The organism is Schaalia sp. ORNL0103, assembly GCF_019429565.1.
GTDB lineage: Bacteria > Actinomycetota > Actinomycetes > Actinomycetales > Actinomycetaceae > Pauljensenia.
This window is the reverse complement of record NZ_JAHXSA010000001.1, coordinates 1,104,677-1,119,761: the sequence shown is the minus strand read 5'-3', so window position 1 is coordinate 1,119,761 and position 15,085 is coordinate 1,104,677. Positions and strand designations below refer to the sequence as shown.

Below are 15,085 nucleotides of genomic sequence, written 5' to 3'. Positions count from 1 at the left end.
GTATCTGCGGGAGGCACCCGTACACTGGTGGCCATGGAGACATCGGTGAGGCGCGCGTCGGACGTCGTGTGCGCGGTTGTGGGGCCCACGGCCTCGGGCAAGTCGGATCTGGCCCTGGAACTGGCCTGCGTGCTTCCGGGTGCGTTGGGTGCGAGCGGCGCGGGCGAGATCGTCTCCGCGGACGCCCTGCAGCTCTACCGAGGCATGGACGTGGGGACGGCTAAGACTCCGGTGGAGGAGCGCCGAGGGATCGCCCATCACCAGATCGATGTGCTTGAGGTTCGCGACGAGGCCTCGGTGGCCGCCTACCAGAAACACGCGCGAGCCGACGTGGCGGGCATTCATGAGCGCGGGGGCGTCGCGGTGGTCGCGGGAGGCTCAGGCCTGTACCAGCGCGCCCTCCTGGACGTCATCGAGTTCCCGGGCACGGACCCGGCCGTGCGCGCCCGACTCGAAGAAGAAGCCGAGGGCCCGATGGGCTCGCGCGGCCTGCATGATCGCCTCACCCAGCTCGACCCGGTCTCGGCCGAGCGCATCGACCCGCACAACGCCCGCCGGATCATCCGCGCCCTCGAGGTTATCGAGCTGACCGGGCGTCCCTATTCGGCGTCCATGCCTCGCCACGAGTTCGCGGCGCCCTCGCTCATGGTGGCGCTGCGCCGCCCGATGGAGGAGCTGGATGAGCGCATCGCGGTGCGCACGCGCGCCATGATGGAGGGCGGACTCATCGAGGAAGTGCGTGCCCTCATCGATGTGGGCCTGCGCGAGGCGAAGACCGCGTCCCGTGCCACGGGATACGCCCAGGCGCTCGCGGTTATCGACGGACAGATGAGCGAGGACGAGGCCGTGGAATCTATCGCGCTGGCCACGCGTCAGCTGGCGCGCCGCCAGGTCAAGTGGCTGCGGCCGGACCCGCGCGTGCACTGGCTGGACGTGGGGAGTTTTGACTCGAACGAGGCCGTGGCGCGCCACGTCGTCGAGCTGACGCAGCGAGAGGCCGAGGCCGCCCTGGGACGCTCGTGACACGATCGGCGGCTGCACGCCCGGGAGACGGGGGCTACGGTGGAGCCATGATGAACACGCAGCTGCCCGCCCACGCCCGCGTCGTCAAGGCCCACGGTGCCGGCAATTCCTTCGTCGTCGCCACGGACCAATACGACGACTACGACCCCAGCGAGGTCGAGGTCGCGACGCTGTGCTCGCCGGCCTTCGGAATCGGCGCGGATGGCTTTATCCGGGCTGTCGAACGCGACGGCGTGTGGTTCATGGACTACCGCAACGCGGACGGCTCGAAGGCGGAGATGTGCGGCAACGGCGTGCGCGTCTTCGTCGATCACCTGCGCCGCGAGGGCCTCGTGGATCTGCCGGTCGGGCAGACGCTGGACGTGGCCACGCGCGGCGGCATCAAACGCGTGACCCCCGAATCCGAGGACGAGGGGCAGGGGGCGAGCTACCGTGTCGACATGGGTCCAGCGGCCTCTCCGGCGCGCGAGACGATCGACGTGCGAGTTCCCGGTGTTGACGGTGTGCTGGGTGGTATCTGGGTGGACATGCCCAACCCGCACACGGTCGTCGAGCTTGCCGACGAGGAGACCCTGCGCGAGATTTTCCTGCCCACCGTTGACGTCTCCCAGATCCCGCAGGCCCAGCGTCCCTCCTATGATCCGGCGCCCCAGGCGGGGACGAACCTCGAGCTGGTCGTCGACCTGACCGAGCCGGGCGGGGAGAACGGGCACATCGCGATGCGCGTGCTGGAACGAGGCGTGGGGGAGACCCAGGCATGCGGTACCGGATGCTGCGCGGCGGCCCTCGCCACGGCACTGCGTCGCGGGCCGGGTGCGCCCACCCAGTGGATCGTCGACATTCCGGGCGGAACGGTCATCGTCGGCCTCGACGGCGTCATCGATTGGTCGGGGGAGAACCCCCGCATCACGGACGCCTCGGTGTTCCTCACCGGACCCGCGACCCGAGTCGCCGAGATCCGCCTGCCCTGAGCCCGGCCCCCAGAAAACGGGGCCGGAGAGCGCGACGAGGCCCAGGCCTCGTCGAGGAAGAGGCGGGCGTCAGGCGGGGCGGACCTCGATGATGCGGAAGCCCTTCTTGGATGCGTACTTTGAGGCCTGGAAGCCCTGGCCGTTCAGCCACGTGATCAACGAATCCGCGCCCAGGTTGCGCTGGACGACGAGGTAGGCAACGCCGGTGGGGGCGAGCCTGCCCAGCCATGCCAGCAGCATCTCGTGCATCGCGTCCTTGCCGATGCGCACGGGCGGGTTCGACCAGATGACATCGAATTGCGTGTCCGACTCCCGCGAGGCGGTCAGTGCCTCCTCCGCCTTGAGTGCGCGCACGCCCTTCGCCCCGTTGGACTGGGCGTTGCGCTGCGTCAGATCCACCGCGCGAGAGTTCACGTCCACCGCCCACACGGCAGCCTGCGGGGACTCCAACGACATGATTGTCGCGATCGGACCCCACCCGCAGCCCAGGTCCAGGAAGGTCCCGTCCTCGGGCAGGTCCGGGGCGATCTCCAGGAGCTGACGCGTGCCCAGATCGAGCTTAGAACCCGAGAACACGCGCGACGACACGCGCATTGACAGGTCGAAGCCGCGTGCGCTCACCTCGATCGTGCGGATCTCCTCCGCGCTCGCAGGGGAAGAGTCGGTGAAATACTGTTCGTCCACGGAAGAAAGCCTATCGCGCCCGCGCGCGCAGGCGCAGATGGGGGCGGCGCGTGCGACACTAGAAGCCCCCACGAAAAGGACGGTTATGGACACGACCCACACAGGTGCGGACTCCTCGAAAGAGGAGCGCGACCAGCGCGTCAACGACGTTGTCGCGCGTATCCTCGCGCGCTCGGGAACGGCGCTCGCATCGACGATGGGTCAGGACACCTCCCAGGATGCGGGTGCCCTCGAGCGCGAGGCTCGTGCGGGCACGCGCCGCGTCGACACGGGCGCTTCCGACCGTGAGGATATCTCCGAGGTCGAGTACCGCCAGGTGCGACTCGAAAAGGTCGTGCTCGTGGGCCTGCGCACCACGCAGAGCGAGGAGGAAGCCGAGAACTCGCTGCGCGAGCTGGCCGCGCTCGCGGAGACCGCCGGTTCGCGCGTGCTCGACGGCATCATCCAGCGCCGCATGAAGCCCGACCCCGCAACCTACCTGGGGTCTGGCAAGGCCCGCGAGCTGGCTGACATCGTGCGCAGCGTCGAGGCCGACACCGTCATCGTTGACGAGGAACTGGCCCCCTCCCAGCGTCGTGGGCTGGAGGACGTCGTCGACGCCAAGGTCGTCGACCGAACGGCCCTCATTCTCGACATTTTCGCCCAGCATGCCAAGTCCCGTGAGGGCAAGGCGCAGGTCGAGCTCGCGCAGCTCGAGTACCTGCTGCCGCGTCTGCGCGGCTGGGGTGAGTCGATGTCCCGTCAGGCCGGCGGCCGCGTCGCGGGCGGCGCGGGTATCGGCTCTCGCGGCCCCGGTGAGACCAAGATCGAGCTGGACCGTCGCCGCATCCGCACGCGCATGGCAAAGCTGCGCGCGGACATCGCGCGCATGGAACCCGCCCGTCGCACCCAGCGCAATTCGCGCCGCCGCGGGGCAGTGCCGTCGGTGGCCATCGCCGGGTACACGAACGCGGGCAAGTCGACGCTGCTCAACCGCCTGACGGACGCGGGTGTCCTGGTCCAGGACGCGCTGTTTGCGACGCTGGACCCGACGGTGCGCCGTGCGCGTGCCGCCGACGGTCGCGAGTACACCCTCACCGACACGGTTGGCTTCGTGCGCAACCTGCCCACCCAGCTGGTCGAGGCCTTCCGCTCGACCCTGGAGGAGGTCGGCCAGGCCGACATTATCCTGCACGTCGTGGACGCCGCCCACCCCGACCCGGTCTCCCAGGTGCAGGCCGTGCGCGCGGTCATCGACACGATCGAGGGCGCCTCAGAGATCCCGGAGCTGATCGCGCTGAACAAGGCCGACCTTGCCTCGCCCGAGCAGATCGCGCTGCTGCGCACCGTATTCCCGAACGCTGTTCCGCTGAGCGCACACACGGGCTGGGGCGTGGAGGCGCTGCGCGTGGCCCTCGAAGACATGCTGCCCCGGCCTCGCGTGGCCGTCGATGCGATCCTGCCGTACTCGGCCGGCTCCCTCGTGCACCGCATCCACGAGGAGGGCGACGTCGAGCGCGAGGAGTACGTGGAGGCGGGCACGCGTATCGTCGCGCGCGTCGACGAGGCCCTGGCCGCCGTCATCGCCCGCGAGGCGGTGGGCGGCACCGTGGGTGACGCGGCGGTGAGCGGAGCGTGAGCGCGGACCTGGTCGAGGCCTCGGGTCGCGTCCTCGACGCGGTCGTCGCCCAGATGGGCGGGTCCCCGCGCGAGGGGCAGGCCTCGATGGTCGCCGAAGGCGCCGCGGCCCTGGAGGACCGCCAGCATCTCCTCGTGCAGGCGGGCACAGGAACGGGCAAGTCCGTGGGCTACCTCGTGCCGCTGCTGACGTACTGCGCGACGAACGGAGTACGAGGGGTTGTCTCGACGGCGACGCTCGCGCTGCAGCGCCAGATCCTCGTCAAGGACGCGCCGGTGGTTGTCGACGCGGTCGCCTCGGCGACGGGCGCGCGCCTGAAGGTTGCGGTGCTCAAGGGCTGGTCGAACTACGCGTGCCTACACAAGCTGGACGGCGGGTACCCCACCGAGGGCACGCTGTTCGAGGACCGGGACATGAGCGTCGGCCCGACGGGCGAGCTCGGCAAGGAGATCCTGCGCATCCGCGAGTGGATCAGCGAGACCACGACGGGAGACCGTGACGACCTGGTTCCGGGCGTCTCGGATCGAGCCTGGCACCACGCATCCGTTGCTAAACCCGAGTGCCTGGGCAAGCACTGCCCGCTCATCGACGAGTGCTTCGCGCAGGCGGCACGCCTGGAGGCCGCGGACGCGGACGTCGTCGTCACGAACCACTCTCTCTTTGGCATCAACGCGTGTGGTGAGGGCGAACTCTTCGGCGAGTACGACGCCGTCGTCATCGACGAGGCCCACGAGCTGGCCGACCGCGTGCGCTCCCAGGCTGCGGCCGACCTGACGGTCGCCCGCGTGAGCCGTGTGGCCCGCTCCCTGCGCTCGAATCTCTCGATCGATTCCACCGACCTGGACGAGGCCGGAGCCGGGCTGGGCGCGGCCATGGCTCCCCTGGAGGCGGGGCTGCTCGAGTATCGTCCGAGCGCCCTCGTCGACGCGATGATCGTGCTGGACGGCGTGGCCCGTCGTGCCAGTCACGAGGTCTCCGAGGCTCAGGGAGAACCCGCCGCCAAGCTCCTGGCCCGCGCCGCTATCGACGAGCTGATCGGCGCTCTCGATGCGTGGGGACGAGACCCCGACCAGTCGATCGCCTACATTACGAAGGACGAATCGGACAACGCGCGCTTGACCGTCGGGCCTCTTGATGTGTCGGCTGCGATCGGTGGCACCGGCATCGGTGAGCGACCCGCGATCCTCACCTCGGCGACCCTCGCGCTCGGCGGGAACTTCGACTTCATGGCCGCCCAGGCCGGCATGGCGGTCTCTGGGGTGCCCTGGCACGGCATTGACGTCGGATCTCCCTTTGATCACGGTCGCCAGGGCATCCGCTACGTGGCGACCCACCTGCCGCTGCCGGGACGAGACGGCCCCTCCGATGAGCTGCTCGACGAGCTCGTGGAGCTGGCGCAGGCCTCGGGTGGTGGAATGCTCGCTCTGTTCGCGTCGCGACGTGGGGCGATGGCGGGAGCGCAGGCTCTGCGCGAGCGCACGGACCTGACCGTCTACCTGCAGGGCGAAGAGACCTTGGCGCAGCTGATCCAGCGGTTCCGGGAGGAGCGCGACTCGTGCCTGGTGGGCACGATGTCCCTGTGGCAGGGCGTCGACGTCGTGGGGGATGCCTGCCGCCTCGTCGTCATCGACAAGATCCCGTTCCCACGCCCGGATGATCCCGTCTCGCGTGCCCGCTCGATGGATGTCGAGCGCAGGGGAGGGAACGGCTTCGTGTCGGTGTCCCTCACGCATGCGGCGCTCATGATGGCCCAGGGCGTGGGGCGCCTCCTGCGCTCGACCGACGACCGGGGAGTCGTGGCGATCCTCGATCCGCGTGTGGTAACTAAGCGCTACGGCGGCTTCATCATGCGTTCCCTACCCGCCATGTGGCCGACGACGGATCCGGAGGTTGTGCGCGGCGCCCTGCGACGCCTCTCCACGGTGCGTGACCAGTAGGGGTGAGCGGCCTCTGAGCGTGTAAAACGTCGCACAGTTAACGGGCGCGGTGAGGCTCTCATCTGAGAGAATGGACATGCCCCAGACTCTAGGAGACACTCGTGGAAAATAAAGCCCAGACCCTGTACCCGTCAAAGTCCTCCGGACGTCCCTCCAAGATCGCTATCATCGGTGCCGGTGCCGTCGGTACGGCCGTTGCGTACGCCTGCGCGATGCGCGGCGACGCCCGTTCGATCGTCCTTCAGGACATCAACAAGGCCAAGGTGGAGGCCGAGGCCCTCGACATGGCCCACGGCATCCAGTTCACGCCCGCCGGCTCGATCGAGGGATCGGACGACGTTGAGATCGTTCGTGGTGCCGACCTGATCATCGTGACGGCTGGCGCGAAGCAGCAGCCCGGGCAGTCCCGCCTGGAGCTGGCCGGTTCGACCGTGAACCTGATGAAGAAGATCGTCCCGAACCTGCAGAATGTGGCTCCGGATGCCCGCTTCATGTTCGTCACGAACCCCGTTGACGTCGTCACCTACGTGGCACTCAAGCTCACGGGCCTGCCCCGCAACCAGGTCTTCGGTTCGGGCACTGTGCTCGACACTTCCCGTCTGCGCTACCTGGTCTCGCGCGAGACCGGTGTGGCCACCCAGAACATCCACGCGTACGTGGCGGGTGAGCACGGCGACTCCGAGGTTGCCCTGTGGTCTAGCGCCGAGATCGGCAACGTCCCGTTGTCGCAGTGGGGCCCGACCCTGTCCGGCGGCGTCTTCGACTCGGCTCTGCGCAACTCGATCGCGCAGGAGGTCGTCCAGAGTGCCTACAAGATCATCGAGGGCAAGGGCGCGACGAACTACGCGATCGGCCTGTCCGCCGCGAACATCGCGGGTGCTGTCCTGCGTGACGAGCAGCGAGTCCTGACCATCTCGACCCTGCTTGAGGACTGGGAAGGCATCTCGGACGTCGTCATGGCTGCCCCGACCATCGTGGGCCGCGACGGCGCCGGACGAGTCCTTAACCCGCCGCTCACGCTCAACGAGCGCGACGGTCTGACCGCCTCGGCCCAGCGTCTGCGTCAGGTTGCCCGCGACCTGGGCTTCTGAGTCTCCTTCACATAAGCGAGTGGCGCCACCCCCCGGGTGGCGCCACTCGCTTATGTGGTACGTCAGAGTGAACGAATGACGGTGACGACCTTGCCGAGGATGGTGGCGTCGTCACCCGGGATGGGGGAGTAGTCTGCGTTGTGGGGCAGGAGCCAGACGTGACCGCCCGTCACGGACAGTTCCTTCACCGTCGCCTCGCCGTCGATCATGGCGGCGACAAATTCTCCGTTGCGGGCCTCGTTCTGCGAGCGGATGACAACGTAGTCGCCATCGAAGATGCCCGCATCGACCATCGACTCGCCGCTCACCTCGAGCATGAACAGATCGCCGTGTCCGGTCATAGACGTGGGAAGACGGAAGACATCCTCCACGTGCTGCTCAGCCGTGATGGGGGCACCCGCAGCGATGCGTCCAACGAGCGGAATGGCCGTGCCTTCTTCCTCGACGTGGGAGACGGGGACCTCGATACGAACAACCTTCTCAGACGGCTGCGATGAAGGGGCGATGCCGAGCTCGGCGCGCGCCCGATCGGTGAGGTCGAGGGCGCGAGGCAGGCCGGGCTCGCGCACCAGGTAGCCGTCAGCCTCAAGTGCATCAAGGTGATGCTTCACCGTAGAGGGGGATGCCAAACCGACTGCAGATGCGATCTCGCGCACAGACGGAGGGAAGCCGCTGGATGCCAGCTTTTCGTTGATAACTCGCAAGATCGCGCGGTGTCGATCGCTGATCGAACGCTCGGTCATGGCTCTCCTTCGCATCGGGGTGGACGCAAATGTGCATGGGTGGGCGTCCACTAGATACGTCAAGGATAAGCCGATTTCGCGCAAAATGAAACATATGTTCGAGTGGGTCTCGACATTGGCCATAGAGCGTGCTATCGTACAAGTGTTCGACGAACAGATGTTCGATTGAGTTTTCTGGAGGTTCTCATGAGTGTCCCCTTTGCGACGAAGACTGCCGTCTCGTTCCCTGCGCGCCGCTCCCCGCTTCGCGCCGTGGAGGATGCGCCGCTGGCGACCGTTCGTGACATCTCTACCGCTCCGTCCGCGCGTCGTCGCGTCGAGGCCCAGCGCGTTGATGATCCCTCGTACCTGCGGGCTCCTGCAGCTCCGCGTCGTCGCACCCGCTCCTCTCGTCGTGGCATTATCGCTGGCGCGCTCGCGACGGTCGTTCTCTCCGTGGGGGCCGGTGCCCTTGGTCTCGCCATCCAGCCCGCAGCCTACGACGGTCCGACGGTGACGAAGGCGGTTGTGAGTGGTGATTCCGTGTGGTCGCTGGCTCAGAATGTCAAGACGGATCGTCCGCTCGAGCAGGTTGTCGCTGACATTGAGCGCATGAATGACGTTCAGGGGGCCCTGCAGCCCGGGCAGCGGATCCTCGTGCCCGTTCGCTGACGGTGACGCGTGGGACTCCTGTGACAGATGGGGGTCTGAGCGTGTACCGTTGAGGGGTGCACTGCCCTTTCTGTCATAACCCGGATTCGCGCGTCGTTGATACGCGCATCGCGGACGACGGCGCCTCGATCCGGCGTCGGCGTGAGTGCACGCACTGCAAGAAGCGTTTTACTACCCTCGAAACGTCCTCGTTCCAGGTCGTCAAGCGCTCCGGCGTCGTCGAGTCTTTCTCCCGTAACAAGGTTGTGTCGGGTGTTAAGAAGGCCTGTCAGGGGCGTCCGGTCTCGGATGATCAGCTCGCGATTCTTGCTCAGCAGGTCGAGGAGCAGCTGCGCTCAACCGGCGTCTCCAACGTGTCGACGAACGAAGTTGGCAAAGCCATCCTCCCATTCCTGCGCGACCTCGATGTGATCGCCTACCTGCGCTTCGCCTCCGTCTATCGTCAGTTCGACACCCTTGATGATTTCGAGCAGGCCATTCAGGCGCTGCGTGAGCGTGCGCAGGGCGGTGACATGGTGTCCGAGGCCGGTGCCCACGCGGACGTCGAACCCGCGGCTCCCACGCCCGCGAAGAAGCCTCGCAAGGCGCGTGCTGCGCGCAAGCGCTCCGTCTCCAACGCCCCGACGCTGCTGGGAGACGACTAATCAACGTGTGCGAATGATGCCCGGTCCCGCGAAGGGGCCGGGCATCATCGTTGTGACGGTGGTGGGACGACTACTCCTCGTCCGCCTCCTCGTGGCGCTGTGCCGGTGCATCGGATGCATCGGTGGGCGCGGAAGACTGCTCGGAGGAGGATGCGCGAACCCCGGCGACGGCCTCGGCGACCGTCTCACGTGCGCCAGCCATCGCCTCGGCGACAGAATCGCGCGCTCCGGCCATTGCCTCGGAGGCGCTTTCTCGGGCGCCCGCCACCCTCTCCGACATGGACTCGCGTGCCTCGGCCACGGCCTCGGAGACGGCGCCGCGCGCACCCGCGACAGCCTCGCGCGCCTCGGCGACGGCCTCGGAGACGGCGCCGCGCGCACCCGCGACAGCCTCGCGCGCACCGGCAACCGCGTCGGTTGCGGCAGCCTGGGCACCCATGATCTGCTCGCGGACCTTCTTGCGCATGACCTTGCCCAGCTGAGAGCGAGGCAGCTCCGTCATGACGACGATCTGCCGGGGGAGCGCGTAGTGGGCCAGGGACTTCTCCGCCCACTTGCGCAGGTCTGCGAGCGTGACGGAGGCACCCGCCTCAAGGACGACGGCGGCAACGACATCCTCGCCGGACTCGCCGGCCGGCACGCCGACTGCTGCGACATCGAGAACTCCCGGCATCGAACGTACGGCGTTCTCGACCTGCGTGGGGTAGACGTTGAAGCCGGAGGAATTGATCATCTCCTTACGTCGATCCGCCATGTAGATGAAGCCATCGCGCACCTGAACGAGGTCGCCTGTTCGCAGCCAGCCATCCTCGGTGAACACTTCGGCGGTCTCGTCGTCCTGGTTCCAATAGCCGGAGAACACCTGCGGTCCGCGGGCAATGAGTTCACCGACTTCTCCATCGGCAACCTCGCAGGAGGGATTCTCCGGATCGACGATGCGCACCTGGGTGGAGGGGAAAGGGATGCCGAGCGCCCCGCGTGCCCGCGAGGAAGCGAGGGGTGATCCCAGGATGATCGGGGAGGCCTCCGTCATGCCGTAGCCTTCGATCATGAGGCCGCCGGTGGCCTGCTCCCACTGGTCGGCCAGCTCAGCCGAGAGAGGCATTGCGCCCGAGAGCGAGAAGTGGATCGAGGACAGGTCCGCGTTCGTGCCCTCCGCCGCCGCGAGCAGGCGCTCGTACATGGGCGGGACACCCAGGAAGAACGTGCACGGTAGCCGGCGCTGAGCGGCCAGCACCAGCGCGGTGTCGAATTTGGGGAACATAGCGATCGTCGCCCCCATGCGCAGGCCCGCCAGGAAGCCAATCGTGAACCCGAAGGCGTGGAAGAGGGGCAGGATGCAGTAGAAGACCTCCGCGCCCTCGTGGAGCACGGGGACCCACGTGATTGATTCCTCGACGTTCGCCATGAGGTTGGCGTGCGTGAGAGCGGCGGCCTTCGGCACGCCGGTCGTGCCGCCCGTGTGAATGAGGAGAGCGACGTCCTCCATCGTTGACGGGCAGTCGCCGCCCCATGGGGTCGCGGTGCGCAGGGCGCGCGTCCAGGAGCGAGCCCAGCTCGGGCGCGGGCTGGAGAGCTGTTCGCGCTTCTCGCGGGCCGCCTTGACGGGAAGCTTGAGCGCCATGCGCGAGGCGGCGGGCAGAGCCGTCGTCAGGTCCATGCAGAAGGTGGTGTGGCCGCGCCCGAGGAAGGTGAGTTTCTCCAGGGACTTCGACCAGGCGATGGTGACGCGAGCGCCGTGGCGCTCGTACTCGCCCTCCAGCTCGCCCGCGGGGGCAAGCGGATTGTGTTCGACGACGACGGCACCGAGGAGCATCGTGCCCAGGACGGCGACGGCGTGCTGCGGGCAGTTCGGCATGACAAGGGCGACGCGATCACCCGGGCGCACGCCCGCCTGGTGGAGGGCTCCCGCGGCCTGGCGCATCTCCTGAACAAGTTCCGCGTACGTGAGCTGGCGTGCGAAGAAGTCAATCGCGGCGCGCTTGGGGTAGCGGGAGGCGACTTCCAGGACCATGTCCGGGATCGGACGGTCGGGAATCGCGATGTTGTAGGCGACTCCCGGTGCGTACAGCTCGCGCAGCTTCGTCGTGAGATCCATCTGTCCTCCTTTGGGAACGATGCCCCTACGATACCGTAAGTTATGCCTCGTTTGACCAGCTGGGAACGCGATGAATGCGACAGTTTTACAGCGGCGTGGCGATCAGTCGGACAGTTTCGGGCAGGTGGCTCAGTTCCTCGAGCGCCTCGCGCCCCAGGCCCGCCGAAATGTCGGTGAGCACGTAGCCGACCTCGTCGACGGTGGCCAGGATCTGGGCGTCGACGTTGGCCTCGGAGGAGGCGAAGATCTGGTTGACGCGCGCCATGACGCCGGGCACGTTGCGGTGGATGAGGCGCACGCGGTAGCGCGAGCGCTTGCCGATGTTCATCGTCAAGTTCGGCAGGTTCACGCTCATGTCGGTCGAGCCACTGGCCTGGTATTCGCCGATCTTGGCGGCCACGAAGCGACCGATGTCGTACTGCGCCTCCTCCGTCGAGCCGCCGATGTGGGGCGTGAGGATGACGTTGTCGAGGGTCGCCAGGGGTGAGTCGAAGGGGTCGCCGTTGGCGCGCGGTTCCTCCGGGAACACGTCGATGGCCGCGCCGCCCAGGTGGCCCGAGACGAGCGCCGCGTGCAGCGCGTCGACGTCGACGACGTGCCCGCGCGACAGGTTGATGAACAGGGCACCGGGCTTCATGAGCTCGAACTCGACGCGACCGATGAGGTTCGTGTTGGATTCCTGGCCGTCCACGTGCACGGAAATGATGTCGGCTTCGCGCAGGACGGCCTCCATGGTCGGCATCTGCGTGGCGTTGCCCAGGGCGAGGCGCTCGGCGGCGTCGTAGAAGATGACGTTGAGGCCCATGGCCTCGGCGAGAACCGACAGCTGGGTGCCGATGTTGCCGTAGCCGATGATGCCCAGGGTGTGCCCGCGCACCTCGTGGGCGCCGTCCGCGCTCTTGTCCCACACGCCGCGGTGCAGACGCGAGTTTTTGACGGTGACGCGGCGCGAGAGGTCGATGATCTCGCCGATTGCGAGCTCGACGACGGAGCGTGTGTTGGAGTAGGGGGCGTTGAACACGGCGACGCCCATCTCGGTGGCGGTGGCCAGGTCGATCTGGTTTGTGCCGATGCAGAAGGCTCCGATGGCCTTGAGTTCGGGGCGCGCGCGCAGCACTCGCTCGGTGACCTCGGTCTTGGATCGCAGGCCCAGGTAGTCCACCCCTTCGAGCGCGTCGATGAGGTCGTCCTCGGACAGGGCGCCCGTCACGCGGGTGACCTCGATGCCGAACTTGGCGAAAATATCGTCGGCGACGTGGTGCGGGTTTTCCAGGAGCAGTGCGCGTGTCATGTCCCCATCATGGCAGACGGGAGCCGAAAGGGACACGCGGTGTCAGGGTGTGGTCGCTCCTACCACTCTTCCATGCCGGCGGGCAGGGGAGCGCAGTGGATGACGTGCACGTCGTGGGTAGCGCGGGTGAGGGCGACGAAAAGGTCGCCGACGCCGTCACCGAGGATTTCCGCGGGTTCGACGAGGATGACCGAGTCGAACTCGAGGCCCTTGGAGGCCACGGCCGACAGGAGGCTGACACGCTCGGAGAGGGCCGTCTCGCCGTCCACGTCGGCTCCCCACGCGCGGGCGCGTTCGTTGCCGACAATGAGGGCGATGCGGCCGCGGGAGGTCCCCGCCTCGCGATCGAGGCGTTCCTCGGCCTCGCGCTGGGCCTGGGCGACGGCGCGCCACAGGGGGCTGTTGTCCTTCGACGAGGCCGGGGCATCCTCGGGCGCATCCACGTGGGTGACGCGGTAGCAGTCTTCGACGTCGCGCACGGCAGTCATCGGGTAGAGAACGGGGACGCCGGCGCGGGCGACGACGCCTTCGGCGAGGGTCGTGAGGGTCGCGGGCGTGCGGTAGGAGACCGTCAGCGCGTACTCGGCCGCCAGGGCGCGGGCCGCAGGCCCGAGAGCCTTTTCCCACGTGGGCGGGCGCTTGGAGCCGCGACGCTGGTCGAGGTCACCCACGACGGTGAACGAACGGGAGGGGCAGCGGCGCAGTAGGGCGCGCCACGCCATGGGAGAGAGCTCCTGCGCCTCGTCGACCACGATGTGGCCGTAGGCCCACGTGCGGTCCTTGGCGGCGCGCTCGGACAGTGGCGTCCAGGTGTCCTGCCCGGCCACCTGCTCGGCGAGCATCTGGGCGGTCACGATGCCGCCGCCCAGGTTCTGGGCCTCGATCGCCTCGCGGGCGCGCTCGATCGCTCCCTCGTCGGCCTCGCGCGACGAGGAGGAAGACGACGGCATGGGGCCGAGCAGTTCCTCGCACTCGTCCAGGATCGGCACGTCCGAGACCGTCCACGGCGCCGAGCGGGGGCGCACGAGGGCAGCGAGTTCGTCGGGACGCAGGGGGGAGCCGGCCTTGCGGTTTGCCGCCGCCAACACCTCGGGACGAGCGTAGAGGCGGCGCAGCAGCGTCTGTGCGCTCGTCGGCATCCACGCTGTGTTGATCGCACGTCGGCAGTCCACGGAATCGCGGATTTCGATGAGCCAGGAGCGCTTGACCTCGGGGTCGACGCCGCCCTCGGAGTCCGCGTCCCCTGCCTCGCGCGCCAAGCGCAGGGCCAAAACGTCCATGAGTTCGCGCGCGAAGGACTCTCGCGCCACGTTGTGCGCCCGGCCCGAGCGCTTCGCCCGCCGCCTCGCGCTCTCCACGTCGGCGCGCGTGAGCGTCACCTCGCGGTTCCACACGCGCAGCACCTGGTCGCTGTCGGGGAGCTTGGCCAGCGCCCGTACGGCTTCCTTGACGATCTTCGCCCACGCGGGCAGGCCCTTGATCCGGGCCACGGCTTCGTCCTCGCTCACGCGAGCGTTCACTCCCGGCACCAGGTCGCCCAGCGTCACCGAGACGACACCCGTCTCGCCGAGCGACGGCAGGACCTGCTCGATGTAGCGCAGGAACAGGCGCGAGGGGCCGACGAGGAGAACACCCGAGCGTTCGAGGCGCTCGCGGTGGGCGTAGAGCAGGTACGCGATGCGGTGGAGGGCGACGGCCGTCTTGCCGGTGCCGGGGCCGCCCTGGACGACCAGGAGGCCCTTGTCGGACGCGCGAATGATGCGGTCCTGCTCGGACTGGATGGTGGCAACAATGTCGCCCATGCGGCCGTCGCGGGCCTCGCTGAGGGCATGCATGAGGGCTCCCTCGCCCTGGAGTTCCAGTCCGGAAGCGCGGGAGGCGTCCAGCAGCTCGTCTTCGAGGCCGGTGACGCGTCGGTCACGGGTGGAGATGTGGCGGCGACGCACGACACCGTCCGGCTCGGCGGAGGTGGCCTGGTAGAAGGGGCGTGCGGCGGGTGCGCGCCAGTCAACGAGCAGGGGAGTGCCGTCCTCGTGGGACAGGGAGAGGCGACCCACGTGGCGGGTTGAACGATCAGCCATGTCGAGGCGTCCGAACACGAGGCGTTCCTCGACGCCTTCGAGGCGCGCGGCCATTTCGCCGAGGTGGGCCGACAGGGCCTCGCGCTCGGTCCATCCCTGGGCGTTGCCGACGCCGTGGGTCGAGTGGATGCGCCCCTGACGCTGCCGATATGAGGCTCGCAGAGCGTCCAGGCGTTCGTAGGCGCTGTCCACGAAATCCTGTTCGGGCAACGGAAGGTCGGTCGACGACTCGCGGTGCTCGTTCGTGGCCATG

At 68.1% G+C, this 15,085-nt stretch carries 12 protein-coding genes; 7 read left to right on the top strand and 5 right to left on the bottom strand.

Features of this window, described 5'->3' with window-relative positions; genetic code table 11:
* Positions 1-33 precede the first annotated feature (33 nt).
* Together miaA and dapF are read left to right on the top strand one after the other, a co-directional pair.
* Positions 34-1,023: a tRNA (adenosine(37)-N6)-dimethylallyltransferase MiaA gene (gene miaA, locus JJJ16_RS04945; protein ID WP_219751601.1), complete on the top strand. Its 990-nt coding sequence runs from the start codon at positions 34-36 to the stop codon at positions 1,021-1,023.
* Positions 1,024-1,070: 47 nt separating this feature from the next.
* Positions 1,071-1,994: a diaminopimelate epimerase gene (gene dapF, locus JJJ16_RS04940; RefSeq protein ID WP_219751600.1), complete on the top strand. Its 924-nt coding sequence runs from the start codon at positions 1,071-1,073 to the stop codon at positions 1,992-1,994.
* Between the two features lie 69 nt (positions 1,995-2,063).
* Here dapF and JJJ16_RS04935 read toward each other — a convergent pair whose 3' ends face one another.
* Positions 2,064-2,678, bottom strand: a complete 615-nt coding sequence (locus tag JJJ16_RS04935) for a class I SAM-dependent methyltransferase (protein ID WP_219751599.1) — start codon at positions 2,676-2,678, stop codon at positions 2,064-2,066.
* 85 nt (positions 2,679-2,763) lie between these two features.
* Between JJJ16_RS04935 and hflX the strand changes: the two genes are divergently transcribed.
* The 3 genes from hflX to JJJ16_RS04920 all read left to right on the top strand — a co-directional run bounded on the left by hflX (position 2,764) and on the right by JJJ16_RS04920 (position 7,324).
* A complete protein-coding gene (hflX, locus tag JJJ16_RS04930; RefSeq protein ID WP_219751598.1) occupies positions 2,764-4,296 on the top strand; it encodes a GTPase HflX in 1,533 nt (510 codons plus the stop codon).
* The gene (locus JJJ16_RS04925; RefSeq protein ID WP_219751597.1) at positions 4,293-6,233 is read left to right on the top strand and encodes an ATP-dependent DNA helicase; all 1,941 of its coding nucleotides are present in this window, start codon (positions 4,293-4,295) and stop codon (positions 6,231-6,233) included. The genes hflX and JJJ16_RS04925 overlap by 4 nt, the downstream gene beginning before the upstream one ends.
* 101 nt (positions 6,234-6,334) lie before the next feature.
* Positions 6,335-7,324, top strand: a complete 990-nt coding sequence (locus tag JJJ16_RS04920) for an L-lactate dehydrogenase (protein ID WP_007587840.1) — start codon at positions 6,335-6,337, stop codon at positions 7,322-7,324.
* Between the two features lie 62 nt (positions 7,325-7,386).
* Here the strand turns inward: JJJ16_RS04920 and lexA are convergent, their stop codons facing one another.
* Entirely contained in the window at positions 7,387-8,067 is a 681-nt protein-coding gene (gene lexA / locus JJJ16_RS04915; RefSeq protein ID WP_219751596.1) for a transcriptional repressor LexA, read from the bottom strand.
* A 186-nt stretch (positions 8,068-8,253) separates the two neighbouring features.
* Between lexA and JJJ16_RS04910 the strand changes: the two genes are divergently transcribed.
* Positions 8,254-8,718 (top strand): LysM peptidoglycan-binding domain-containing protein, encoded by a 465-nt coding sequence (locus JJJ16_RS04910; RefSeq protein WP_219751595.1) that lies wholly within the window; start codon positions 8,254-8,256, stop codon positions 8,716-8,718.
* Between the two features lie 56 nt (positions 8,719-8,774).
* Positions 8,775-9,362, top strand: coding sequence for a transcriptional regulator NrdR (nrdR, locus tag JJJ16_RS04905; protein ID WP_219751594.1), 588 nt, complete (start codon positions 8,775-8,777; stop codon positions 9,360-9,362).
* Between the two features lie 70 nt (positions 9,363-9,432).
* Here nrdR and JJJ16_RS04900 read toward each other — a convergent pair whose 3' ends face one another.
* The 3 genes from JJJ16_RS04900 to JJJ16_RS04890 all read right to left on the bottom strand — a co-directional run bounded on the left by JJJ16_RS04900 (position 9,433) and on the right by JJJ16_RS04890 (position 15,084).
* Positions 9,433-11,460, bottom strand: a complete 2,028-nt coding sequence (locus tag JJJ16_RS04900; protein ID WP_219751593.1) for an AMP-binding protein — start codon at positions 11,458-11,460, stop codon at positions 9,433-9,435.
* Between the two features lie 85 nt (positions 11,461-11,545).
* A complete protein-coding gene (serA, locus tag JJJ16_RS04895; RefSeq protein WP_219751592.1) occupies positions 11,546-12,751 on the bottom strand; it encodes a phosphoglycerate dehydrogenase in 1,206 nt (401 codons plus the stop codon).
* 59 nt (positions 12,752-12,810) lie between these two features.
* Positions 12,811-15,084, bottom strand: coding sequence for a HelD family protein (locus JJJ16_RS04890; RefSeq protein ID WP_219751591.1), 2,274 nt, complete (start codon positions 15,082-15,084; stop codon positions 12,811-12,813).
* Position 15,085 lies beyond the last annotated feature (1 nt).